We start from the raw sequence: 23,762 nt of genomic DNA on the forward strand, positions 1-23,762 counted from the left end.
CCCCAATCATATTTTCGGAGAAATCGCCTTGCTCTTGATGAGTGGCTCTTTCGACCGAATGCCGCAATTTCTCCCTTCTTACAGTGTAGCAACCGGGGCTATACAAAACCTATACAGGCTATTCTGTGAGCATTTAGAGAGAAAGGGATGCCCCAATTTAGTCGGAGCATCCCTTTTTTCAATTTCTATAGCTGCTTACACACATACGCACGTCACTGGGCTCCGATCTCCCGATCCCCTACTCGTCCTCGCCAAACACCGGCTGAATCGTCACCTCGAACGTAAACGACTTTTCATTCAGCCGATATTTCTCCATGAGACGCGGTCCGCAGGAGTTGGAGCCGACGCCGCTCATTTTGTAGTCGAGATGGACGATCGTTTCGTCGCGGCGCACCAGTTCGACGTTATGCCGGGCTGCCGTCAGGTCTTCCGGCGTATAATGGCTCGCATTGAAGGAAAAGCGGTCAGGCCCCGTAAATCGCAGCCCCATGCCCAGAGGATTGCTCACCACCGCCCATTCGGTATGATAACGGGAGCCGTTTTCCTGCGGCATGATGTAATCGGTATGCATCTGGTCGACGCTCGTATCATACACGTCCCGCTTCACGCTCAGCTTCTTATCGATGTAGCTCTCATGCGGCCCCAAACCGTAATAGGTGACGGCCTCGTTTCCTTTTGGCATCGTAAGCTGCAGGCCGAACCGCGGCAGGAAATCGACCGTTCCCCCGACTTCGACGTCGGTTCTAAGCGTGATGGATCCATCCGCGAAAACGGACCATTCGGCCGTGCCCCTCAGGATGTTCCGGATCGAATATCCGCCCAAGGAATAACTCACTTCGATCGTCACCCGGTCGGAAGCAGGCTGCTGCCAGCTTACGCTGTACACCTTCGTCACGACCCGGTCCAGCCCGGCGTTCGCCCAGGCATGTTTTTCGTTGCGGTCATTATCGGTGGGCGCCCGCCATACCTCGAAATGCGCCGGAGCGGCAAGCATGTTGACGCCGTGCTTCGTGATCCCCGTGAAGGTACCCAGACTCAAGTCGAACGTGTGCTTGAAATCGAACCCTTCGATGACGAGCAGCCGCCCTTCTTCAGCGGCCTGAACCGATTTTGCAGGACCCCATGCCCCGCCTTGCTCCGCTGCTGCACGAATCGTCCGCGGCCTGACTTCAAATTGCATGCTTGCAATCCCGTATCCCGCTTCCGCCCAAACCTGATCTTCGTTCAGGACCACGATAAACTCCAGATCGACGGCCGCAGCTATCGAGGCGGGAATATTCAAGTCGACCGTCACCTCCGCGCTTGCATGCGGGGCAAGCTCCGGCACGGCGAGTTCCCCCTGCCCAAGCAGCGTGCCTTCGGCTTTCAAGCGGTAGCGGATCGCAAGCTTGCCCAGCGTGCTGAAATCATAGCGGTTCGTGATGCTGAAACGCCCTTTCGCCGCATCGATCGCTTCGATCTGTACCGGAGCGTAAATCGCCTTCAGTTCCAAAAGCCCGATATTCGGCTTGCGGTCCGGGCTGACCAACCCGTCGAGGCAGAAATTGCCGTCATGCGGTTTCTCGCCGAAATCGCCGCCGTATCCATAAAACGGCCTTCCGTCCTCGGTATAGGTTTGAATGCCGTGGTCCACCCATTCCCAGACGCAGCCGCCCATCAGCTTCGGATAAGCATAAATGATCTCCCAGTAGTCTTTGAGATCGCCCGGGCCGTTGCCCATCGCATGGCTGTATTCGCAGAGAAACATCGGTTTTCGTTTGCCGCCGTCCTTCGCATAAGCCTCCAAATCGGGGACGGACATATACATGCGGCTTTCCATGTCCAGGCAGCTTTGATCGAATTCTTGCTCCGGATCATGGGCTGCGCTTTCGTAATGTACGAGCCTGGACTGATCGCGGGCATGCGTCCATTCGGCCATCGCGACATGGTTCGCCCCGTAGTAGGATTCGTTGCCAAGCGACCAGATGATGACGGAGGCATGGTTTTTGTCCCGCTCCACCATGCGGATTTGGCGATCCAGGAAGGCTTCCTTCCACTCCGGATTTTTCGGGAAGCTACGGTTGTCTTTCGTGCCGTAATAAAGCGAAAAATCGCCGTGGGACTCCAAATCGGCCTCGTCGATCACGTAAAAGCCGTACTCGTCGCAAAGATCCAGAAAACGCGGATCATTCGGATAATGGGAGGTGCGGATCGTGTTGATGTTATGCCGCTTCATCAGCTTCAAATCCTCGATCATATGCCGGAGCGGTATCGTTTGGCCGAGCTCGGGATGGGAGTCATGACGGTTGACACCTTTGAGTTTGATGTCTTGTCCGTTAATACGGAATACCCCGTCTTTGATTTCGATACGGCGGAAACCGACCTTGAAGCGCAGAACTTCCTCCCCGCTCGAAACAATAACCTCGTACAAATGCGGATGTTCGGCGTTCCAAAGCATGGGCGAATCCACCGGAAGGTCGAAGGCATGTTTTCCGTCCACGTCACCGCGCTGATTCAGCAGTTCCCGCCCGCTTGGATCCGTCAGCTGAACGTCAACGGACGCGGCGCCGGTGGTATCCACCTCCACCTGGATCCGTGCCGACTTCAGATCCTCGGCAAGCTCTGTTCGGCAGAACACGTCGCGGACATGGGCTTGATCGCGTGCCAGCAGGTACACGTCCCGGAAAATGCCGGTATAACGCCATTGATCCTGGTCCTCCAAATACGAGCCGTCGCACCACTTCAGCACCATCACGGCGATTTTATTGCTGCCTTGGCGCACGTGGGGGGCGATGTTGAACTCCGCCGGGACGCGGCTCCCTTGGCTGTATCCGACGTATGCGCCGTTTATCCACAAATAAAAGCAAGCGTTTACACCCTCGAACATAATATACGTGTCTTTGCCGGACCATTCCGGACCGATCCGAAACTCCCTGACGTATAATCCGGCGGGATTGTCGTCCGGCACGTAAGGCGGATCATAAGGGAACGGATAATTGACGTTCGTATATTGAAGCTGGTCGTAACCCTGCACCTGCCAGCAGGAAGGAACCAGCAGGTCATCCCAACCCGATGTATCGTACCGTTCCCCGGTCCAATCGGTGTCGACATCCTTTGCGCGCGGGCGATAATTGAATTTCCAGCTGCCGTTCAGCGTTTGGTACCATGGCGAGCGTGCCCGTTTGCCGGAACGCGCGCTTTCCGTGTCTCCGTAAGGAATATAGGAAGCGCGGGCCTCTTCGCGGTTCTCTTGCAATATTTTAGGATTCTCCCAATAAGGTTTTAAGGTCACTTGGATTCCGACTCCTCTCGTAAGCGAACGATGGACGCATGCATTCCCAAGGGCATCGTCCCCGCTTCAGCGTTATGTTATATTAACATTATAAAAGGGGCGTACCGCTTGATACAGAACGCGATTTTCTTATTTATTCAACGATTTTCACATCATGCCGCTATCGCCTGAGGGGTGGGAACATGGCAAACAAACTTGGATTTCTGATGCAAACCGACACGGTCATGAAGCTGCCCGTCTATATGACGGGCGCCGGACATTGGGATCACCAGGACCCGATCCACAGACCCGGCGGTTATCCCCAATTCCAATGGCTGCACTGCGTATCCGGCCAAGGAGAACTGGCGGTCCGCGGGCAAACGTACCGGGTCAGACCCGGTTCGGGCATGTTTTTGTACCCGGATGAGGAGCATGCCTATTACGGCGTTGAAAAACCTTGGGAAGTGTATTGGATGACCTTCTTGGGGCCGGAGGTGGAAGCGCTGGCACGGCTTGCCGGCATGAACGAGTCCGCGGTCTATCCGGTACACAGGCAGGAGCTGATCCTCAACCACATGAAAAATGCGCTGTCCCTAACGTTTTCCGACAAACCGCTTGCGGGGCTGGAATGCTCAAAGCTTGCCTACATGTTTTTTATCGATCTGATGATGGACATGACCATGCACGCATCCTCCACCGATCAAGGATATTTGCGTCTTCAGCCCGTGTTTGACTACATGGAGGAACATTACGCCCGGGATCTTCCGCTGCAGGAGCTTGCCCTGCAAATCGGGGTGTCCGCCCAGCATCTGTGCCTCCTGTTTCGGAAAATACTGAACAAACGCCCGATGGAGTACCTGAACCAGCTTCGCATCCATAAGAGCAAAGAACGCCTGCTGGAATTTCCCGAAGCCCGAATCGGCGAAATCGCAAGGCAGGTCGGATTCACGACGCCGGGGTACTTCAGCACGTTATTCAAACGAACCGAGGGGATGACCCCGGAGGCTTTTCGCAAGCTGAACGGAGTAAGGTAACATATGTCTTACAAAAAAAGGACGCGCCCGGGCCCCTATCGCACTTAAAGCGACAAGGGAAATTGCCCGTACGCGTCCCTATTGATTTAAGGTATGGAAACGGCCCGTGGCCGATTACAGCACGATCTCCCGTCCGCGTTCCGCGGACTCGTAGATGGCGCTCAAAATTTTGATCATGTCGACGCCCTGCTCCGGCGTGAAAATCGGCCGCTCATGGCCGAGCACGCAGTCGATGAAATGCTGAATGTTGGCCGTATGCTGCGGAATTTCGTCCTTAAAATACGGCTGCTGGTTGATCAGCGCTCCTTCGTTCTCCAAGTAGAGGTTGAGCTTGTCGTTGACTAGACTGAAGCCGCCTTCGGTGCCTCGCCACTCCAAAAATTTTTCCTCTTTTTCGATATTGGACGCCCAGCTGAATTCGATCTGCAGCGACGCTCCGTTGTCGAACCGGATGAAACCGGCCGCCAAGTCCTCGACGTCGAACGTGCCTTCCGGCACCTTGCCGGACGCATCCGGACGGTCGGCGAATTTGCGGTACGTCGAGCCCGATACGGTAACCGGCTTTGGATTGCCGCTCAGCCACATCGCGAGGTCGATCATATGTACGCCCAAGTCGATCAGCGGCCCGCCTCCCGACAGCGCCTTCGTCGTAAACCAGCCGCCGCGCCCCGGAATGCCCCGGCGCCGGACCCAACCGCAGCGGCCCATGTACAGTTCGCCCAGCTGGCCTTTTTCGACCAGCCTTTTAACGTACTGCGCCTCCTGCGAAAATCGGTTGTTGCGCATCACCATCAGCAGCTTGCCGGTTTCCCGGGCCGCATCGGCCATTTTTTGCGCTTCGACCGGATTGACCGCATCCGGCTTTTCGCAAAACACATGCTTGCCCTGCCGCAAGGCGGCGACGGCGATTTCCGAATGGAACACGTTCGGCGTGCTGATGCCGATGATGTCGATCGACGGGTCCGCCAGCACTTCGCTGAAATGGTCGTACACCTTCGCTCCCGGAAAGTTGGCGGCCAACGCCTCCGCGGAAGCGCGCAATGCGTCGCAAAAGGCGACGATCTCCACCTCGGGCCGGGAAAGCCAGCCCGGCAAATGGGCCGCTTTAAACATGCTTCCTGTCCCGATAATGCCTACCTTTAATGTCATTCTAGTCTCTCTCCTTCATATGTTCTACGGCTATGCCGGAGCCTGCATAGACCCCCCGAAAATAATAGAACTGATCCCGACGCGATGTCGCGAATGCCCCGCATTTTTTTTAAAATAACACATCTTCCCCCATTATTCACCAACGAAAAATTCAGCAAACCAAATATCGAGTAGAAGGGGGCGGCAAACCCCCGTCCTCTCACACCACCGTACATGCGGGTCCGCATACGGCGGTTCCAAAAGGTTAACGAAGTTCCAAGTAACGAGAAAGCAAACTTTTCAGCCCTTTCGCTTCCCAATAGGTTGTCGGAAGGGCGTTATTTATGTTTCGGGACATTTCCCAAGCTCCTTTGCGGGAGTTGGCCATCATAAAAGCGGCCCATTCTGGCACGCCCAGGGCGCGGAGTTCTCGAATACGTGTACGCACTCGCTTCCATTGTTTCCATAAGCACATGCGCAGTCTTCTTCGAATCCATTTGTCGAATCTCTCGCAGTGGCCCTTGGCAGAAGCTATCCGGAAGTATCCAATCCATCCCATGAGGTAGCGGTTCAATTTTAAAATTCGCTCTTCCATCGATATGGACCGGGAACGATTCGTTAGCTCCCGGACTTTCTCCTTCAATCGGGAGATCGTCTTAGGGGACAGACGAATCGTCGCCTGTCTATTCCTCAGAAAGCTAAAACCAAGAAATCTCCGATTCCACGGCCTGTCTACGGCACTTTTGTCCCGATTCACCTTCAGTTTCAACTTTCCTTCTACATAGTGAGTTATCGATCTCATGACACGTTCACCTGCCCGTTTGCTTGCGACAAAGATATTGCAGTCGTCCGCATAGCGGACGAAGCGCAAGCCTCGCTTGGTGAGTTCTTTATCCAGATCATCCAGCAGAATGTTTGCCAGCAGCGGACTCAGCGGACCGCCTTGGGGGGTTCCTTCCTCTGTCTTTTGGCAAACTCCGTTTTCCATCGCTCCGGCACTCAGGTAGGCTCGGATCAGCTTCAGTACTCGCTTGTCCTTCACCTTCCGCGCCACCCTTGCCATGAGCATGTCGTGATTCACTTGGTCAAAGAACTTCTCCAGGTCCAGATCTACGACCCATCTTCGGCCGCTTTGGATGTACCGCTGCGCTTGCTTCACCGCGTCATGCGCCCGCTTTCCGGGTCTGAAGCCGTAGCTGTACCACGAGAAGTCTGCGTCGAATATCGGATTCATCACTTGCAGAAGCGCTTGCTGGAGGAAACGGTCCATCACGGTCGGGATGCCCAGCAGCCGTACGCCGCCTCCGGGTTTGGGGATTTCCACCCGTTTGACTGGCGCCGGCCGGTAGGTTCCCGCCAGAAGTTCGGCTTTCACCGTTTCCCAGTGGGTTTTCAGGTAAGCTTGTAGCTCGGCTACCGTTACGCCGTCCACACCAGGAGCTCCCCCGTTTTGAACCACTCGTTTGTAGGCGAGCCGAAGGTTATTTCCTTCGAGCATCTTCTCCAGCAAATCGTTTTGATCTTCGCGAGGGGAAGGGGCGACTTGTGCCGGTGAAGAGCTCGGCGCTCCAACATACCCTTGCGGCTTCACCGCTCCTCTTTGTCGGCAGCTCCCTTGCGGGATATTCGGCTTTCTTTGCTCCTCACTCGAACGCATCGGTTTCCTCTCTCCTTTCGGTTCGGTCCTTCCGCTTTCCGGCGTCCCGTACTCACGTACTATGACCTCTGCTGACTCCTGCGGGTTCAGCGCAACCTCTCGGTTACGGTTACGAAGTGACTTCGCATTTTTTTTCCTCCCGCAGGCCTCCCCAGATAAGAACGTCATCTTTCCGCCCGCGACCACTGGAGTTTACAGAAATAGCTCTTGGCGGCTTGGGATTTCGCTGTGTTCGGGCAGCTCATCCGGCTATCCCTGCCTCAAATCCAGTTCGTGTACCTTGGCCCGTGCTTTTGCCTCCGGCTTCCTTCAGATTCTGCCTCGCGGCAGACACCCTTGCCCTTGGCTAACGGTAGGCGCTCGCCAGCCCCCGTTCGGGACTTTCACCCTAGAGATGACGCCCATGCTGGGCGTACCGAAAAAGGAGCATGGGGGCGATATTCCCCATGCTCCTTCCCAGCCGATCAAAAGATGTTACGATCGATCTGGTTGACGCACTTTAGTTTTTCAAGAAATTCGGTTGGGCGAAACTGGGATTCGGATATTTGTAGAAGCCTTCTCCCGTCGCTCTTCCCAGCTTCCCTTTGTCGATATATTCCGATTTCAGCAGGTCGGCTATCTTTTGGAACTCTTCGTCCCCTGTCGCCTCCGCTTTCGCGCGCCCGATATTGTATGCGGTGTTGATGCCCACCACGTCCAAAATCGCAAACGGTCCCATCGGCGCTCCCGTCGCCACCATCCAGGTTTTGTCGATCGTTTCGACGTCGGCCACTTCTTTGATCAACAGGCGCTGAGCCGCATCCAGCAGCGGAACAAGCAGAGAGTTCAAAATATACCCCGGCTGCTCTTTATGCAAAGGCAGCGCAACCATGCCGATCGCTTTCGCGAACTCGACCACGTCCTGGAACACGCCCATGTCCGTTCCCGGATGTTTCATGATTTCCGCCGTATTGTTTTTCCAAATCTCGTTGGCGAAATGCAGCGCCAGAAATTTCTCCGGACGGCCCGTAGCTTCAGCAAATTGGCTTGGCAGTAGGGTGGAGGAGTTGGTCGCGAAAATCGTCTTTTCCGGGGCTGTTTTCCCCAGATTCGCATAAAAATCGTTTTTGATCGAAACGACTTCCGGAATGGCCTCGATCACCAGATCGGCATCCGCCACCGCTTGCGACAAATCGCTGCTGAACGACATCCGGCCGTATGCCGCCTCAACCTCTTCCTGCGTTGCTCCCAGATCCGCCTGATAATGCGGTTTCAGCTGCGAGATTCTCTCTTTGGCGCGTTCCAAAGCTTCATCATTGATATCATATACCGTCACCTGAAATCCCTTAAAAGCGGTTTGGTACGCGATTTGGCTGCCTAAAACGCCGCTTCCGGCAACCGTGATGTTTTTATAGTTCATGATCGGTTCCTCCCAAGTCATAAGTCTGTTGATTCATGCGGAGACGGGCAATCCAGGTCACCCTTCCGCTTCGGGTTCGTCCTCCCGGCGGAGTTTCTCGAATCCTCCCCGCAGCTTGGCCAATCCTTGAAGCAGCGAGTCGATGTCGCTTTCCCCGAATTCCGACACGAGCTGGTTCATTAAGGAAAGAAACAACGGCGTCATTTCCTTTACCTTGCTTAAACCGGCCTCCGTAATGGAGATGACCATGCCGCGCCGGTCGCGGTCGTCCAGCTCGCGCGCCACATATCCGCCCTTTTCGAGGGCGTCGATCATGGAGCTTACCGCTGCCCGGGTTACCTTCAAATGGTCGGCCAACGCCGAAGGGTTGGACCGGCCCTCCGGTTGATAACGGAGCACGCAGAGCAGCATGTATTGCCCGTAGGAGATGCCGAATTCCCGCGCGCGGCGCTCCAGGTCCTTCTGTATTTCGGTGGTGAGGAAAAACAGGTTGGCCAACACCCTCCCCGTTTTGTATTCCGTTTCCGAAACATTCAATTTGCCCGAGTATCGTTCGATCGCATGCAAGAAATGAAACATCTGGTCCCCCCACGTATATAGTTTACTTTTTAATAATAAACCAGTTAACTAATTTTCGTCAACGTGAAGGGAACACATCCTTTTCATGAACCACGGCCGTTCCTTTTGACCTTTCGCTATCCTCAAGTCTGCAAGCCGTTTTGCCGCGACGGCTCAACCGATTATTCGTTCCCGCCGCGGTCCACCATTTGCTGCTGCGCCAGCCGGATCATTTCGCGCACCATCGAGCCGCCGATTTTGCCGCCGATCTGGCCCGCCGACTCCGTGGTTAAATTGCCGTTGTTGCCCGGCTCAAGCGGAACGCCGAGATCCTTCGCCACTTCGTATTTAACGTCGTCCGGACGGCTGGGATCCACGTTGTAGCCCTCGCGCCGCATCACTTCCGCTTTAAACGACTGCATGCCGCGCTCGGCTCCCGGGACCACGTATCTTCTGTTTCTTCTGGACATTGCGCTCACTCCTATACTCCTGTTTTTAACTAAGTTGCCCGAAACACGGAGCCGCCATCCTTGCTAGTTTCTGGCCTGGCGATCCGGATCGGGAACGAACATGAAAAAAAGGATGCCCCCAAAAGTCGCAAACGACTTTCAAGAACATCCTTTGTTGTTTTCACCCGTTTAGGCTTGCGGCTTGTTAGCCGCCCATAAAGACTCGAGGTCTTCCAGGGATTTTTCCTTCGTCTCCGGAACGACGCGCCAGCTGAACACGACGGTAATCAGCGACATGATGCCGAAAATCCAAAACGTCATCGCCGGACCCGCCGAGGACAGCATCGGAGGGAAGGCCTGCGATACCACGTAGTCGGCCGCCCACAAGGCCATCGACGAAATCGAGGTGGCAATGCCGCGCACGCGGTTCGGGAAAATTTCCGAAATGACGACCCATACGACCGGTCCAAGGGACACGGCGAAGGCAGCCACGTAGATCAAAATGAAAATAAGCACAAGCGGTCCGGACGTATGTCCCGTTTGGAAAGCGATGCCGATCACGGCCAAGCAAATCGTCATGGCGGCCGAACCTACGAGGAGCAGCGCCTTGCGTCCGACTTTATCGATCAGCCAGATGGCCAAAATCGTGAACAGCAAGTTGATCAAGCCGACCAAAATGGTCTGGATCAGCGCCGCATTCGTGCCCGCTCCGGTCTCTTTGAAAATTTCCGGCGCGTAATACATCACCGCATTGATCCCGGTAATCTGCTGCAGGATCGCAAGACCCACGCCGACGATCAAGGCCATGCGCAAGCCGGGCCCGAACAGCTGCCGGAACGATCCTTTTTCCTGTTTGAACGATTCCTTAATATCAAGCACTTCCTGCTTCGCCAGCTCTTCGCCGTGGATACGCAGCAGGATCGGAAGGGACTCGGCCGCCCGTCCCTGCTTGATCAGCCATCTTGGGCTTTCAGGCACCAAAAACAGCAGGACCAGGAACAATACGCCGGGAACAACGCCGGCTCCGAACATCCAACGCCACGCGGAGGATACGTCCCAAGCATCGTCCCCCAAACTTGCAATCCACAGATTGACGAAATACACGAGCGAAATGCCCGTAACCGTAGCCAGCTGGTTTAATGCCACAAGCCGTCCGCGGTATTTGGCGGGAGCGATTTCCGCATTGTAAAGCGGGCATAGGGTGGAGGTAATCCCGATGCCGATGCCTCCGATCATCCGGGCGACGATAAAACCGCTGAACGTGCTCGGAATCGCCGAGCCGACGGAACCGATGATAAAAAGAATGGCCGCCGTAATCAATATTTTTTTGCGTCCGAATTTCTCGCTGAGCACCCCGGTGCTCAAAGCGCCGACGACACAACCGATGATCAAGCTGGAAACGGCCCAGCCGACCTCGAATTCGCTTAAATCGAAACGTATTTGCATAAAGCCGACCGCACCCGAAACGACCGCGGTGTCAAACCCGAACAACAAACCGCCGAGAGCGGCGACGATCGAGACCAACGTGACGAACTTCATGCTGATTTGCTGTTGATCGCTTACTTGCTGTATGTTTGAGCTCATCATCCGATGTCTCCTTCTATGATGTAATAGGATTAACGAAAACTGCTGTTTCCATACTGCAGATTTCTTTAATTCCATTGTAACACCGGGGACTCTGCACTTATTTGTGTTATGACAGCATAAAATTGCCCGGGGTCCCGGTCCGTTCCGCAGGACTAGCATTATTTTTTCCCGGCCACAACAAAAAAGTCCATGCCATGCGGCATGAACTTTATCAGGATTGAAGATGCACCCGATATTCCGAGGGGGACACCCCCGTCACTTTTTTGAATACGCGGCTGAAATAATTCGGATCTTTATAGCCTACCGCGTAACAGACCTCCTTCAGGCTCAGCTCCCCGTTTTTCATCAAGTCCTTGGCCTTGTCGATGCGAAGCCTTGTCACATAGTCGATAAAGGTTTCGCCGGTCTGCTGTTTGAACACTTTGCTGAAGTAATAAGGATTCAGATGAACATGCTCCGCCGCATCCTCCAGCGACAGCTCCTCCTGGAATCTTTCGCGTATGTACGCCAGCGCCTTGTCCAGCATATTCGTGGTGTTCTGCTCCCGCTCTTCCCGGATCTGCCTGATCGCCAGCTGGACGTAGGTGCTTTCTTCGGCCGGTCCCTTCCCGTAGGGACCCTCCGCTCCGGCTCCGTCAGCGGCCTTTAGATCCTCGAAACGATAGAGGCTTCCCCATTTGTCCTCGAACTTGGAGGCAAACACGGCCTCATAATAGGACCGCCTGATCCCTGCCGCCTCGCTCTGCACGGAACCGATGCCGACGGAAATGGTGATCCCGCATTGGTTGGCAAGCGATTCGGCCAGCTTGGCACCTAATTGCGCGGCACCTTCCCGTAACGCTTCATCGCCGGCCTGCGGACCGGCAAGCAGAAATACGGCCATATGGCTGTGGACCATGGAGCTGACGACGGCGCCGCAGCGGTCTTTGGCAATGTCATGCGTTAGCGTTTTGACCGTGTCGTACACCTTTTTCTTCTGGTCGCCGATCTCCGGAAAGGCAAGCACGATGGCGCAGCCCTTGCCTGCAGGCAGTTTCAATATGTCGGCCAGCTGCGAAACCTCGGTCTCGTTGACTTGATCGGACATAAAATGGAGCGCCAATTCCGTTTCCGCAAGCGGCAGCAGCTGAAAGAACTTGTCCCGGACCGCCAGCTGCTCGTTGCGTTCCCGCCGGTCCTCCGCGATCTCATCCACCAGCCGTTTCAGGACGGCGGCAATTTGCTCCCGCTTGGCGGGTTTCACCAAATATTCGTGCACGCCAAGGGATAAGGCCTGTTTCGCATAATCGAAATATTCATAGGCGGTGATCAGGACCATTTTGACGCCGGGATTGTGGGCCTTGATTTCCTTCAGCGCCTCAAGCCCTTGAATGCCGGGCATTCTGACGTCCATCATGACGATATGGGGGTGGAACTCGGCCGCTTTCTGAATCGCAGTCCTTCCATTTTCCGCATGCATGATTTGAAACGTGTCCGGCAGCATCCGGTTCACGATCCATTCGATTCCTTCCCTCTCCAGGGCTTCATCATCCGCGATCAACAGGCGATACATGGTTTTCCTCCTTTCCCCGGACAGGTATCCTCAGAATGACCGTCGTCCCTGCTCCCGGCGCGCTTTCGATGCGGACCAGATCCTTTCTGTCGTAAAAAAGCTCCAGCCGTTTGAACACGTTGCGCGTGCCCAGGCCGGTGGAATGGCCGCTTTTGCCGTCCGCATTCTTCGGGGACGCCTCGTCGTAATGGAGCAGCGAATCCCGAATCTCTTCGCTCATTCCGGCCCCGTTATCCGATATCGACACCCATGTTTCGTCCGGCTTGCACTGAACCGCCAGTTTGATGACGGCTCCTTCCTCCATGCCCTCGATGGCATGCACAAACACGTTTTCGAGGATCGGCTGCAGCGTCAGCACGGGCACCAAAACGTCCAAGCCCGCCTCTTCGATCTCGGTTTCGAACCGGATCCGTTCCCGGAAACGGGCCTGCTGGATGATGAAATACTCCCTGGCATGCTCCACTTCATCCCGCAAAGGCACCGGACGGTCCAGCTGACGGAGGTTGTAGCGGAGCAGGTTGGACAAGGAGACCGTCAGATCGCTCGTTTTTTCGGCCCCTTCGATCAAAGCCAGCTTGGATAGCACGTTTAAGGAGTTGAACAAAAAATGGGGGTTGATCTGATTTTGCAGCACCGCAAGCTCCAGCTCCTTGACGAGCCGGTCCTTCTCAAGGCCTTCCTTTTCCTTTTGAATAAGCAGCTTCAAATTTTCCTGCATCTGCCGAAACGCTTCGGATAACGTCCGGAATTCGTCGTGGACTCCCATCGGAGGCGGGGTCGCTTCCAGATTGCCCTCTGAAATTTGCTCCGCCGTCCGGACGAGCCCCTGGATCGGTTTCGTGATCCGCAGCGAAATCCAATAAGCAAACACGAGACTGATCACGGTATTCGCCGCAAACACGGCTATCCCCCAATGATTCATCACATCGGTTTGCACGAGGATTTTCCGGTAAAACGGCTGATAGTAGCTGAGCTCCTGATCGATCAATTGATAGGCCTCTTCCCGGATGAACCCGGCCGTCGTCTCCGCGTCGGCATAGGAGGACGCATAGGCAAGCGGCGTACGGCTGTTTAACGCGTCCATCACGCTTTTTTCCTGCGATATAAACGTTGCCAGCATATGGCGGTAACTCCGGACGGCAAGCTCGACCGAAGCCACCGGCTGCTGTGCCGACAGGCTTGTCTGCAGCGCTTTCAGCTCGGCTCTTTGGTTTTCGAATTCCTTGAGGCTGCCGGGGCTGCGGTCCATGATATGGACGTTGATCGCCCGCAGGTTCTCGCGGGTCTTCTCGTCGATTTGTTTATATAATAATACCCGGTCGAGCATCATATTATAGCTTTGCTGCACGGTGCGACCGCTCTGGAATACGAAAAAGGACACCGCATTGTTCAAGATAAACAGCAGCGGGATAACGATGAACAACATTCGGCGCATATTCACGGCGCAGTCCCTCCCGTTTGCCCATGCTCCCGAACGAGAACGCTCGTCGCAATAAAATGCTGCGGCGGCAGCTTCTCCCCCCGAAACCATCGATCGAGCAGACGGATGGCTTGTGCGCCGATTTCCCGCGGCTCCTGCACGATCGAAGCTTCAATGTCTCCCGCCGCGATGCCTTTGCGGGTTGCCTCCAAATCGTCAAAACCGTATACGCGCACGTCTTCCCTGCCCGCTGCCTTCATGCCTTCGAGAATGCCTCCGGCATCAAGCGCGCTGAATCCGACGATGGTGCCGATCTCTGGATGCTGACGCAGCATGGCCTCTGCCTTTTTGGCCGCGCCGATCCGCGAGATGTTCGACGAACGGACATCGACGACTTGATAACCGGGTATCCCCGAGACATACGCCCGGAATCCTTCCAGCCGCTGCCTCTGGTTGTCCGCAAACTCGCTGCCGATGATGACGCCGATGCGTCCGCCGCCTTGGGCGCTTCCGACCACAAGCTCTCCCATCCGCTCTCCCGCCTTGCGGTTGTCCGTGCCGACGTAAGCCAGACGCCGGCTTCCCGGCTCGTCCGCATCGACCGTCAGCACCGGAATCCCCTGATCGATGGCTTTGGCGATGAGCCGGTCGTAATCGGCACTGCCGAGCCCTTGAACCAATATGCCGTCCGGTTTGGCGGCAATCGCTTTTTCCAGAAGCCTGGATTGCTCCGAAGGGTCGATCCGGATCGGTCCCGTGTAGTCGATTTTCATCCCGAGCCGCTCCGCCGCTTGATCCGCTCCCTGCTTCATTTCCCGCCAGAACGGATTATCGAGCTCCTGCGCGATCAGAACGATATGCTTTGCGGGCGGAGCCGCCGCTTTGCCGGGCTCCATGCGATGGATCAAATCATCCACCATCGTCGTCGAAGCGAAAAAACGAATCAGGACGTACCCAAAAACCAAAACGACCACGACCAGTCCGAGGGACCACTTCCTGTTTGACATGTTCTCCCTTCTTTCAGCGCAAGCGTTTCTATCGATCATTTTGCCCATTCCAATAGTATATCATCATGCGCCAAGCCGGGTGATGTTCCCGGTCGAAAATCAGGTCGGAATCGTAATGAGGAACGTCGTGCCTTTGCCCTTTTCGCTTTCTACCTCGATGAATCCCTTCAATTTGTCGACGGTGCTGTAAACCATCAGCATGCCCAGGCCCGTCCCTTCCTCCTTGGTGGAATAATACGGCTTGCCGAGCCGGGAGATTTCTTCCTTGGTCATGCCGACGCCGGTGTCCTCGATACGGATGACGATATTTTGCTTTTTCTCCGAAATGTCGATGAACAGTATTCCGCCGCCCTTATCCTTCATCGCTTCGATCCCGTTTTTGTACAGGTTGATGAGGCACTGCTGGACCTGGTTCCGGTCGTAATGTTTTTTCAGCGAATTGTTGAAACTGAACGCCACTTCAACCTTGTGGATGGACGCGTAAGGCATGATGACGCTTTTCGTGTATTCCAGCTCCTCGCTCATGTCGGAATAGACCATGTTGTCGGATTGCGGCTTGGCAAACGAAAGATAGTCGCTGACGATTTTTTCCGCGCGCCGCAGCTCCTGCAGGGACAATTCCACATATTCCTTTTCCTCCGGCCCGATCGCCTTCGATTTGCTTAACAGCTGGAGAAATCCGCTCGTAACCGTCAAGGGGTTGCGGATTTCGTGGGATACGCTGGCCGCAAGCTCGCTGACGACGTTCAGCCTCTCCGAATGCATGATGCGGTCGCGGTTTTTCATGTTGGAAATGATCTTTTCGATGAGCACCATCAGAACTCCCATAAACGCCACATACGTCGTTAAAGTGTTAAGGGCGAGCACCCCAAAGTGATTGTTTAATGCCCCCGTGGCAAAACTTAAAGTACACAGGTAAAAACCGATCGTCAAAAAAGAGGCGATCATCGCCCAAAGAATGCGCCCCCTGGAGCTTAGCTTCATAAATTTGGCGCTGTAATACGGCACGATGACCATGATTGTCGTCGAAAAAAGGAAAGACTGCATCGTCCCTTCCCCGCCCACGTAAAACCGGTACAGGTTCAAGATGATATATAAAAGGAATACGCTCCGATATCCTCCATATAACGCGACCACCAGAAAGGGAATGTATCTTAAATCCACGATAAACCCGATGCTGAGCTGAATCGGCATCGAAATGCAGAGAATCATCGACGCGGCCGACAACAAAACGAGGATCTTTCCATGGTAATCAGATGGACGGTTCTCGAAAAACACGAGAAAGACGATGACCGGAACCAATAAAAACAGGAAATTTAAAAGCAACGTTTCAAACAAAGGTTAACTTCCTTTCGGCCCTTATGCTGCATGACGTACACTGTCAGATTATATTGAATGATTACTATAAGACATTACGCCAAATCGATGTTATAAGTAAAGTCAAAAATGCCAATGAATGTCCCCCCTTATTTTGGAAAACGGATCGCAAACAAAAACCGCCCTTCGTTGGAGCGGTCTGTCGATGATTTCATAGCTTTGATGTCACATAAGTCTCAATATCATTTCCTTCGCATCATTCTTGGGCAAGTCCGGTTTTATACGCATTCTCATGGACCAGGCCACGGATGAACGCCTCGAAGTTCGGGGCCAGCTTGATCGCCTTATGGTTCCGTTCCTTATCGACGTACACCACTTCAGGCTCGCCGTCGTTGCCCGACGGGCGGTAGTCCAGCATGACGACTCCGGATCCGGAAGGACAAGGGCAGATCACGACGCCAAATTCCGGATACCCATCGGTTTCAATGATATGCCGGCTGCCTTCGGGGCCGCACAGCGAGAATCTTTTCTCCCTGCCGATGCCCATAATGCCGGAAATCATAATGTGATCCGGGTCTCCCGCTTCGGTTCCGCGGACGGGGAAACATCTGCTGCGCGGAATTCCCCCGTTATGCTGCTTCATCATCTCAATATAGGAGGCAGGCAGCTTGAATACCAGCGATTCCTCCACGGAAGCGATCAAATCGTCCGCGGGCGGACCGGATATGTAGTGTTCCGCGCCTTCCGCGCCGTCGTCCCAAAACCCGGCCGAATCGGGATCCACATCGGTTGCGGAAGCGGCGGGAGCGGCGGCAACGACCGGCTCCGCCTTGGACTCCGCCGGAACGGGTTCGCCGGCCGGTTCTTCGACGGGTTCCGATTCCGCCAGTTTCTGCCGAATGGAATCCAGGAACTCCAGCGTATCCTCATCGCCGGGATCCAGCTTGTCCGCGGCTTCAAACGCCCGCAAAGCCTCCTCGTAACGGTCCAAATAATAATAGGCAAGCCCGATGCGGTAATGCCAAAGAGGATCGTCTTGTCCTTCTTCGGCTACGGTCAGAAACTGCTCGACCGCCTCCTCGTAACGCTCCAGATTATTCATTGCCCTCCCCAGATGGCTGACCAGCTCGTAATCCCGCTCTTCCTCCGGAATGTCCGCGATCGCATCCACGATTTGCTCGAATTCATCTTCTTCATGCCATGTTTCCAGCTGTTCCAAAAGATCTTCACGCATATTTTTTTGCCTCCCACCAAAAGCCCTTTTTCAAATTATACCATTCGGAGGATGGCGTCTCCAGCATGGGAGGAAAAGCATAAATCAAGGGGGCTCAAAATAGGCCGTCCGTTGCAAAGGATTTTGGAAAAGACTATAGAATTTTATATCCAGCAGCTGGATTTCCCAATCATTTTCCAGTTTATTCCCTTATTCCATTTCCCGCCTGCCGTTACAATCCATCCTGAAGGAGATGATATCGATGAAAGCTTATAAGTGGAAATGGTTTGCTGTATTTATCGTCCTCTTTGTCGTTTACGGCTTGGGTTGGAGGGAGGACCAGGCCGAGGCGGCATCCGTCCTTACGCTTGGCAGCGAAAACCGCGAGGTCCGGGATGTGCAGTATCGGCTCAAAACTCTTGGCCTTTATGACGGAGCGCTTGACGGTACCTATGGCCCAGGCACGGCGTCCAGCGTCATGAAATTTCAAAAGGAGTACGGGGTTCATTCGGACGGGGCCGTAGGACCCGCCACATGGAGAAAACTTAAAAAATATACGCTCAGCGAAAGCGAAATGGAAATCATGGCCAAAATCATCTACAGCGAAGCCCGGGGCGAACCCTATAAAGGGCAGGTTGCCGTCGGAGCCGTCGTGATGAACCGAATCCAATCGGACGAATTCCCGGATACCATCCAAGGCGTCGTCTTCCAAAAAAATGCGTTTACGGCCGTCAGCGACGGGCAATACGGGATGAGGCCGAACCGGACGGCTTACCGTGCCGCCCTGGATGCCGTTCGCGGATGGGACCCGACCCTCAACTCGCATTACTACTATAATCCGAAGACGGCAACCGACAAATGGATCCGGACGCGCACCTCCACCCTGAAAATCGGCCGCCATTTGTTTGCGAATTAATCGAATTGCAGTCCTGGGGGCCATCCCCCGGGCTTCTGATCGCTCGGACGATCGCTGCAGGCATGGGAGCCGCCCGGCGCCCCGCCGAGATTATAAAAAAAGCACCCTCCCGGGTGCTATTGCAACGCTAGGGATTACGCTTCTTCAATTCACGGGGGTTAACGGGGTCAAGCGATTCGATATCCGCGCCCGCCTCTTCGAACGCATCCGCGATGTCCTCCCAAGCCACCAGCTTGAAGTTCTGGTTGACGACTTCCCCTTTTTCAACATTCTGATCGTCTTGCGCCACGAACAAACCTTCTTCGAACGCGTCTCCCAAATCGTAATTCAGGACGTCGATGCCGTCCGTCTCGGTCGTGCCGTCAATATCGCGGCCATCCGCGATCGTGAAGCTTCCGAGATATTCATTGTCGTCTTCCCGGTCATAAACCGCGTATCGGTTGCTTCCTTGGCTGGAAACGATGAGGTAACCATCGCCGTCCTTTCCGTAATACATCGTTAACCCTTCGACGTCGGCCGTCAGCCGCTTATTGTCAACCGCCGCGATCAATGTGCCTTGCGATCCCCCGCCGGGCTCCGCGTCAAATGCCCAAACCCCCACGTCCTCTTCGGCGATATACATGCGGCCGTATTCATCGTCCACCACGAGCCCTTCGGACTGGGAACCGAGCGTGAAGGAGCGGACAAGTTTGCCGTCGATTTTCCCGTTTCCGTTGTCATACAACTCGTATTGTTCAAATTCGCCGTTTTTCCCGAGCACAAGCGCATAAAATTTTCCGCTGCGCAGGCTGTGATACAAGCTGAAACCGTACACTTCGCTCATGGAAGACACGATCGGCTTTCCGTTGATCCCGGTCAGTTCCCCTTTTGAGGAAATCCGGAACAGATCGATGGAATTGGTGGTCCGGTTCGTCGCCCCGGCGATATCGATTTTGGCGTCTCCTAGTTTAAAATCGTATCGTACATCGACATTGTTCATGCGCCCCAGGGCGTAGGCATAATGTTGACGGCCTTCAAGATCGTAGACGAGCAGCCCCCCGGCTTTGTTGGTCGCAATGATTTTGCTGTCTTCCGGATCGGTTGGATGCAGCCAGATCGCGGGATCGTCCGCGGCATCGTCGCCATGGCTGACCGCTTCCGTCTCAACCTTCGCTTTGACGGAGACCGGTTCGTACGACGTGCCGGCATAAGCCGACGTTCCAAACATCAAACCCCCCCCCCCGATAACCGTCAGCATCGCTGATTTTGTCCATCTCAACATAAACTCACACTCCCAATGGATAGAAAATTTGGCATGCACCTCCAATGTAATGGACAAGCGTCAAACCCGCATCAAAAGATTGTAAACAACAAGTAAAAATATGAAATATTTGGATTTGTAAAACTGCTCATCCCGTGGAAAAAAAACGGGCCGCTTTTTGGCGGCCCGCTCTGACCGGGTGTTCCCGGCAGTTGCATGTTTATGCTGATTTTGATCCGTTCGCCTAATCCCGGCTCGCCAGCTTCGAAAGCAGGCGCAGAATTTCGACGTAAAGCCACACGAGCGTCACCAGCAGCCCGAAGGAGCCGTACCACTCCATGTATTTCGGAGCCCCTTGCCGGGCCCCTTCTTCGATAAAGTTAAAATCGAGCACGAAGTTCAAGGCGGCGATAATGACGATAACCACCGAAATGCCGATGCCGATCGGGGTGCTGTCATGCAAATACGGCACGGTCACGCCAAACAGCCCTAGCACGAAACTCAGCAGGTACACGAGCGCGATTCCCGCCGTAGCGGCGAAAAGGCCTTTCTGGAAGCCGGCGCTGGCTTTGACCAATCCCGTCTTGTAAACGACCAGCATAGCCAAAAATACGCACATCGTCAGCAAGGCAGCCTGCAAGGTAATGCCGTAATATAAAGATTCGTAAGCCGCCGATAAAGCCCCTAAAAAGAGACCTTCCCCAATCGCATAAATCGGCGCCAAAAACGGTGCCGTCGTCGGCTTAAAACTGATGACCAACCCAAGCACCAATGCGCCGATCGCCCCGCCGATCATGTAGGGATACATTTCGTACCCGTTAAAAAACATCACCCAGGATACGACCGCCGCCCCGATCAGGAGCGCCAGCAGCATAAACGATTTGTTGACCGTCCCGCCGATCGTCATGGTCTCTTGGCCGTTGTAATGTTCGCTTCTTTCAAACGTTTTTTTGTTAAGCGTCGGATTTCCGCTGCGACCGATCAAATTCATTTCCCCCCAACATTTTTAATGCTATTCTAGCATACGTTGGAATATTTTAGGATACCAAATCCGGATTCATCAAACGCCTTATTGCATTTCGTTTCGTTCTTTAAGGTAAGCTTCGATCACTTTCTTGTTGTTCTCGTCGATCCGCAGCGGAATTCCGGCACAATTCACGACGATGCCGTTCATGTTTTCGGACAAGGCCAACAGGTCGTCGAAACCGGCGACATTGCTGCTCCACACCGTTTTATCGTAAACCTTCTCGAATTCGGGCCAATCCGTAAATGCCGGGAGCCACGTCGTATCGTTTTCCGCGCCCAACATGCCAAACCGGATCTCCGTCCCTTCCCGGATCGTTTTGATGCCTTGTTCATCGGAAGGCGCCGGCTCTGTTTCAATCAGCTGCATCGGCAGCAAATATTTGGCCTGCAGGACTTCATCCAGCATTTGCCCCTCCAGCGCCTGAAGCAGCTGTTTATTCCCCTCGCCGCCCTGCCGCGCATGCAAGGTTTGGAAAAACCGGATCAGCGCATGCTGCAGGCGGGGATTGGTGACCGGAATATTGATTTCCGGAATGCCGGTCCAGTCCGGCGGCGGCAATAAATCGTCCCTGTCGATTTCGATATGGTATTGCCCGTTGTCCAAAAGGATTTTGGGGAGGCCAAGGGTATGAAGCTCGGCAAAGGCCCCGAGGATTTCCTCACGGCCGATTTTTTTCATCTCAAGCATCAGAAGCTGCTGCCGGAAATAATCTTCCGCGCTTGCGGCATATTCCTCTTGCGAGAACATCCATACCCTGTCATCGATATCGACGTACGGGTAGTTCGTATGCTTGTCGTAAGCGAGATATAGCGCTCCCGCCTCTTTGATCTTGTCTTTCAACACGGCGGAAAATGCTTGTATTTTCTCATCGGCATCCTGTCTGGTCAACGTCTGCTGCTGCCTGAAATGCTTGGCGGAATGAATCAAGAAAATCAATTCCTGTATCTCCAGTTCCCTGCATTCTTCCAGCGATACCCGTCCGTTCAACAAAAACCTTACCCCGACTTCATTTTTTCTTTCCTCGTTCATTGGCACGGCCGCCCCTTCCAACCTGTTTGCCTCATTATAGCTTTATATTCCAAACAAAAACAGGCGAAATACTCGCCTGCATTGTCAAGGATGCTTGCCGCATGGGGTCTAGCCGTTTACATTTCCTTGCTTTTCGTGGTTAATCAGCCACTGCTTGCGCGTCAGGCCGCATTTATAACATCAAAGAGTTAACATGATTGTTTTAAATAACTTTTATATATTAGTGCATCTATAACTAATTTTTTTAGTTGGTTCATTATATTTAAAGCTGCTTTTTCAATTACTTCATATTTCTCTTTGTCAATTCCCTCCTTTTGCACACCATGGGCAACGTTATTTCTTCTTTCTAACAAAAGATTAATCTGCCCCTCATATTCTTTAAATCCTTCATGGTTAAATCCTAATCTGTACAATATCTTCCTTAAAACTACAGGTTTTAAATTAGATTCCGTATCGACAATACTCTCTGGTATTTCTACTATTCCTTCCCATATATTATTCATTGCTTTTATGAAATCAACTTGGCGAGAAAATCGATGCAATTTTGAATCGTCTGGTAGCTCCTTATTAAAATAGGGCGACTTCTTAGATTCATTGTGGTAAGTAAGAAAGACCTCATTAAGTGAAGCAGTTGTGATATATTCATTTACTGAATCTCTAGTTAAGTTGGACTTGTTAATTGTATTCACATAAATCTGAAAGGCTGCTTTACAAAAACCTTCATAGTAAGAATACAGCATTACAACTAGTGATTTACGATATTTTTTTTTATCTTGTTCATCTGTCATATTTGAAAGTTGATTTGTTAAAAACCTTAACTCTTCAGTTCTCCAAGTTAGCTCCTCCTCAATTTGAGCAATTATATCCGCTAGATCCATTCTATTCCCCTCAACTTTTCTTCCACAAAAGATATTCTGTCATTTAGCGGTTTGGCATAGTTTTTACCTCCGCCAGTTGTAATTCTTTTAAATTCTGGATCATTTTTTATTTCAATAAATAATTCTGCTATTTGAGACATTTGGTCACTGTTATTCTCATCTATTCTATCTAAAAAGGGTTGGATTCCTATACAAAATGCCTCAAAATGATAAATTAGAAATCTTGAAACAAAGTTACCTTTAGTATTTGTTCCTGAAAAAGTTTGTTCTCCCAATGCATTATTTAAAATAGCAAAAGTTTTTTGGAAGTTCTTTTCTTCTTCTTCATAGTCAAATTTAAAGTCTTGTTTATCGGGATCTGACACATTCTCCATATACTCAGTCAAAAAATCGCTTACATCATGTACATAATAATCACGATAGTTTTTAAAAGCAAAAAATCGTAATACAAGTTCTTGATCGTACTTTTGCTCTATTTTTTCATCAGATAAATTATCAATACAATTTCTGAAGTCTGGATTTTGACTTAAATCGATGATCAGGTTATTAAATTTATCATCTAACAAACGAATTGTGCTATTCCGTATTTCCTGAGCGCTTAATTTCTCACCACCGGTGTTCAATCTCTTAAACATATAATAACGTAATCTTTTATCACTTTCTTTTCTTAGGATTTCAACTCGAATAAAATTACGCTTTAATTTAATTTCTAGGGCTTTGGGTAAACTATCGAAAGTTAAATTATTTAATTCGGGAACTATATCACAATCTGTTAGTACAAGTGAACTTGAACGACCAGGGAGTTTCCCCCTGAAGTGCAAATACGACGAAATTCTTTGCAACCCGTCTATTAATTCGTAAACACCCTCTTCAAGTTCTATAACAAAAATTGGGGGGACGGGCATTTCCAATATAAGAGATTCAATGAATCTAGATTGGCCACCTTCAGTCCATCTAAATAATCTTTGATATTCTGGAGATATTATTAGCTCTTCATTCTCATACATATCAAGAAGTTCATTGAATGATAAATCTAGGCTGCGTGTTCTTATCTTTTCAATTTTTCTTTCAACGGCTTTTATTAGATCCAAACCATCCATT

At 52.6% G+C, this 23,762-nt stretch carries 19 protein-coding genes; 2 read left to right on the plus strand and 17 right to left on the minus strand.

Annotated features, from left to right (window positions below):
- Positions 1-238 precede the first annotated feature (238 nt).
- Positions 239-3,271 (minus strand): glycoside hydrolase family 2 TIM barrel-domain containing protein, encoded by a 3,033-nt coding sequence (locus tag NYE48_RS26855; protein ID WP_341000496.1) that lies wholly within the window; start codon positions 3,269-3,271, stop codon positions 239-241.
- Positions 3,272-3,453: 182 nt separating this feature from the next.
- Between NYE48_RS26855 and NYE48_RS26860 the strand changes: the two genes are divergently transcribed.
- A complete protein-coding gene (locus NYE48_RS26860) occupies positions 3,454-4,284 on the plus strand; it encodes a helix-turn-helix transcriptional regulator (RefSeq protein ID WP_341000497.1) in 831 nt (276 codons plus the stop codon).
- A 114-nt stretch (positions 4,285-4,398) separates the two neighbouring features.
- Here NYE48_RS26860 and NYE48_RS26865 read toward each other — a convergent pair whose 3' ends face one another.
- The 11 genes from NYE48_RS26865 to NYE48_RS26915 all read right to left on the minus strand — a co-directional run bounded on the left by NYE48_RS26865 (position 4,399) and on the right by NYE48_RS26915 (position 17,592).
- On the minus strand, positions 4,399-5,433 hold the full coding sequence (locus tag NYE48_RS26865; protein WP_341000498.1) for a Gfo/Idh/MocA family protein: 1,035 nt from the start codon (positions 5,431-5,433) through the stop codon (positions 4,399-4,401).
- A 244-nt stretch (positions 5,434-5,677) separates the two neighbouring features.
- Positions 5,678-7,069 (minus strand): group II intron reverse transcriptase/maturase, encoded by a 1,392-nt coding sequence (gene ltrA, locus NYE48_RS26870; RefSeq protein WP_340996822.1) that lies wholly within the window; start codon positions 7,067-7,069, stop codon positions 5,678-5,680.
- A 499-nt stretch (positions 7,070-7,568) separates the two neighbouring features.
- A complete protein-coding gene (locus NYE48_RS26875) occupies positions 7,569-8,468 on the minus strand; it encodes a 3-hydroxyacyl-CoA dehydrogenase (protein ID WP_341000499.1) in 900 nt (299 codons plus the stop codon).
- A gap of 57 nt (positions 8,469-8,525) precedes the next feature.
- Positions 8,526-9,047: a MarR family winged helix-turn-helix transcriptional regulator gene (locus NYE48_RS26880; RefSeq protein WP_212951498.1), complete on the minus strand. Its 522-nt coding sequence runs from the start codon at positions 9,045-9,047 to the stop codon at positions 8,526-8,528.
- 161 nt (positions 9,048-9,208) lie between these two features.
- Positions 9,209-9,496, minus strand: a complete 288-nt coding sequence (locus tag NYE48_RS26885) for an alpha/beta-type small acid-soluble spore protein (protein WP_341000500.1) — start codon at positions 9,494-9,496, stop codon at positions 9,209-9,211.
- Positions 9,497-9,664: 168 nt separating this feature from the next.
- Positions 9,665-11,059: a sugar porter family MFS transporter gene (locus NYE48_RS26890; protein ID WP_052147325.1), complete on the minus strand. Its 1,395-nt coding sequence runs from the start codon at positions 11,057-11,059 to the stop codon at positions 9,665-9,667.
- Between the two features lie 214 nt (positions 11,060-11,273).
- A complete protein-coding gene (locus NYE48_RS26895; protein WP_212952619.1) occupies positions 11,274-12,614 on the minus strand; it encodes an AraC family transcriptional regulator in 1,341 nt (446 codons plus the stop codon).
- A complete protein-coding gene (locus NYE48_RS26900; protein ID WP_341000735.1) occupies positions 12,589-14,049 on the minus strand; it encodes a sensor histidine kinase in 1,461 nt (486 codons plus the stop codon). The genes NYE48_RS26895 and NYE48_RS26900 overlap by 26 nt, the downstream gene beginning before the upstream one ends.
- A gap of 2 nt (positions 14,050-14,051) precedes the next feature.
- Complete coding sequence (locus NYE48_RS26905; RefSeq protein WP_036714414.1) at positions 14,052-15,041, minus strand: substrate-binding domain-containing protein; 990 nt, start codon at positions 15,039-15,041, stop codon at positions 14,052-14,054.
- A 99-nt stretch (positions 15,042-15,140) separates the two neighbouring features.
- On the minus strand, positions 15,141-16,379 hold the full coding sequence (locus NYE48_RS26910) for an ATP-binding protein (protein WP_036714417.1): 1,239 nt from the start codon (positions 16,377-16,379) through the stop codon (positions 15,141-15,143).
- A gap of 235 nt (positions 16,380-16,614) precedes the next feature.
- Positions 16,615-17,592: an SMI1/KNR4 family protein gene (locus NYE48_RS26915; protein ID WP_341000501.1), complete on the minus strand. Its 978-nt coding sequence runs from the start codon at positions 17,590-17,592 to the stop codon at positions 16,615-16,617.
- A 241-nt stretch (positions 17,593-17,833) separates the two neighbouring features.
- Between NYE48_RS26915 and NYE48_RS26920 the strand changes: the two genes are divergently transcribed.
- Positions 17,834-18,487 carry a cell wall hydrolase gene (locus tag NYE48_RS26920; protein WP_341000502.1) on the plus strand — a complete coding sequence of 218 codons (654 nt, stop codon included), beginning with the start codon at positions 17,834-17,836 and terminating at the stop codon, positions 18,485-18,487.
- A gap of 127 nt (positions 18,488-18,614) precedes the next feature.
- Here NYE48_RS26920 and NYE48_RS26925 read toward each other — a convergent pair whose 3' ends face one another.
- The 5 genes from NYE48_RS26925 to NYE48_RS26945 form a co-directional block, all read right to left on the minus strand.
- On the minus strand, positions 18,615-19,745 hold the full coding sequence (locus tag NYE48_RS26925) for a phytase (protein ID WP_445324089.1): 1,131 nt from the start codon (positions 19,743-19,745) through the stop codon (positions 18,615-18,617).
- 226 nt (positions 19,746-19,971) lie between these two features.
- Positions 19,972-20,712 carry a Bax inhibitor-1/YccA family protein gene (locus tag NYE48_RS26930; RefSeq protein ID WP_036714448.1) on the minus strand — a complete coding sequence of 247 codons (741 nt, stop codon included), beginning with the start codon at positions 20,710-20,712 and terminating at the stop codon, positions 19,972-19,974.
- An 84-nt stretch (positions 20,713-20,796) separates the two neighbouring features.
- Positions 20,797-21,783, minus strand: a complete 987-nt coding sequence (locus tag NYE48_RS26935; protein ID WP_341000504.1) for an SseB family protein — start codon at positions 21,781-21,783, stop codon at positions 20,797-20,799.
- Between the two features lie 188 nt (positions 21,784-21,971).
- Positions 21,972-22,661 (minus strand): MAE_28990/MAE_18760 family HEPN-like nuclease, encoded by a 690-nt coding sequence (locus tag NYE48_RS26940; protein WP_212952607.1) that lies wholly within the window; start codon positions 22,659-22,661, stop codon positions 21,972-21,974.
- Entirely contained in the window at positions 22,652-23,761 is a 1,110-nt protein-coding gene (locus NYE48_RS26945) for a DUF262 domain-containing protein (protein ID WP_212952605.1), read from the minus strand. The genes NYE48_RS26940 and NYE48_RS26945 overlap by 10 nt, the downstream gene beginning before the upstream one ends.
- Position 23,762: the final 1 nt, after the last annotated feature.

Origin of the sequence: Paenibacillus sp. FSL M7-1455 (genome assembly GCF_038004655.1) — a bacterium.
GTDB lineage: Bacteria > Bacillota > Bacilli > Paenibacillales > Paenibacillaceae > Paenibacillus_AQ > Paenibacillus_AQ cookii.

What these genes read in the sequence shown, in the direction of transcription:
- NYE48_RS26915 (WP_341000501.1), bottom strand. Translation starts at nt 17,592, where the DNA reads ATGCGTGAAGATCTTTTGGAACAGCTGGAAACATGGCATGAAGAAGAT.
- NYE48_RS26945 (WP_212952605.1), bottom strand. Translation starts at nt 23,761, where the DNA reads ATGGATGGTTTGGATCTAATAAAAGCCGTTGAAAGAAAAATTGAAAAG.
- NYE48_RS26890 (WP_052147325.1), bottom strand. Translation starts at nt 11,059, where the DNA reads ATGAGCTCAAACATACAGCAAGTAAGCGATCAACAGCAAATCAGCATG.
- NYE48_RS26885 (WP_341000500.1), bottom strand. Translation starts at nt 9,496, where the DNA reads ATGTCCAGAAGAAACAGAAGATACGTGGTCCCGGGAGCCGAGCGCGGC.
- NYE48_RS26860 (WP_341000497.1), top strand. Translation starts at nt 3,454, where the DNA reads ATGGCAAACAAACTTGGATTTCTGATGCAAACCGACACGGTCATGAAG.
- NYE48_RS26865 (WP_341000498.1), bottom strand. Translation starts at nt 5,433, where the DNA reads ATGACATTAAAGGTAGGCATTATCGGGACAGGAAGCATGTTTAAAGCG.
- NYE48_RS26880 (WP_212951498.1), bottom strand. Translation starts at nt 9,047, where the DNA reads ATGTTTCATTTCTTGCATGCGATCGAACGATACTCGGGCAAATTGAAT.
- NYE48_RS26900 (WP_341000735.1), bottom strand. Translation starts at nt 14,049, where the DNA reads ATGCGCCGAATGTTGTTCATCGTTATCCCGCTGCTGTTTATCTTGAAC.
- NYE48_RS26905 (WP_036714414.1), bottom strand. Translation starts at nt 15,041, where the DNA reads ATGTCAAACAGGAAGTGGTCCCTCGGACTGGTCGTGGTCGTTTTGGTT.
- NYE48_RS26875 (WP_341000499.1), bottom strand. Translation starts at nt 8,468, where the DNA reads ATGAACTATAAAAACATCACGGTTGCCGGAAGCGGCGTTTTAGGCAGC.
- NYE48_RS26895 (WP_212952619.1), bottom strand. Translation starts at nt 12,614, where the DNA reads ATGTATCGCCTGTTGATCGCGGATGATGAAGCCCTGGAGAGGGAAGGA.
- NYE48_RS26920 (WP_341000502.1), top strand. Translation starts at nt 17,834, where the DNA reads ATGAAAGCTTATAAGTGGAAATGGTTTGCTGTATTTATCGTCCTCTTT.
- NYE48_RS26940 (WP_212952607.1), bottom strand. Translation starts at nt 22,661, where the DNA reads ATGGATCTAGCGGATATAATTGCTCAAATTGAGGAGGAGCTAACTTGG.
- ltrA (WP_340996822.1), bottom strand. Translation starts at nt 7,069, where the DNA reads ATGCGTTCGAGTGAGGAGCAAAGAAAGCCGAATATCCCGCAAGGGAGC.
- NYE48_RS26935 (WP_341000504.1), bottom strand. Translation starts at nt 21,783, where the DNA reads ATGAACGAGGAAAGAAAAAATGAAGTCGGGGTAAGGTTTTTGTTGAAC.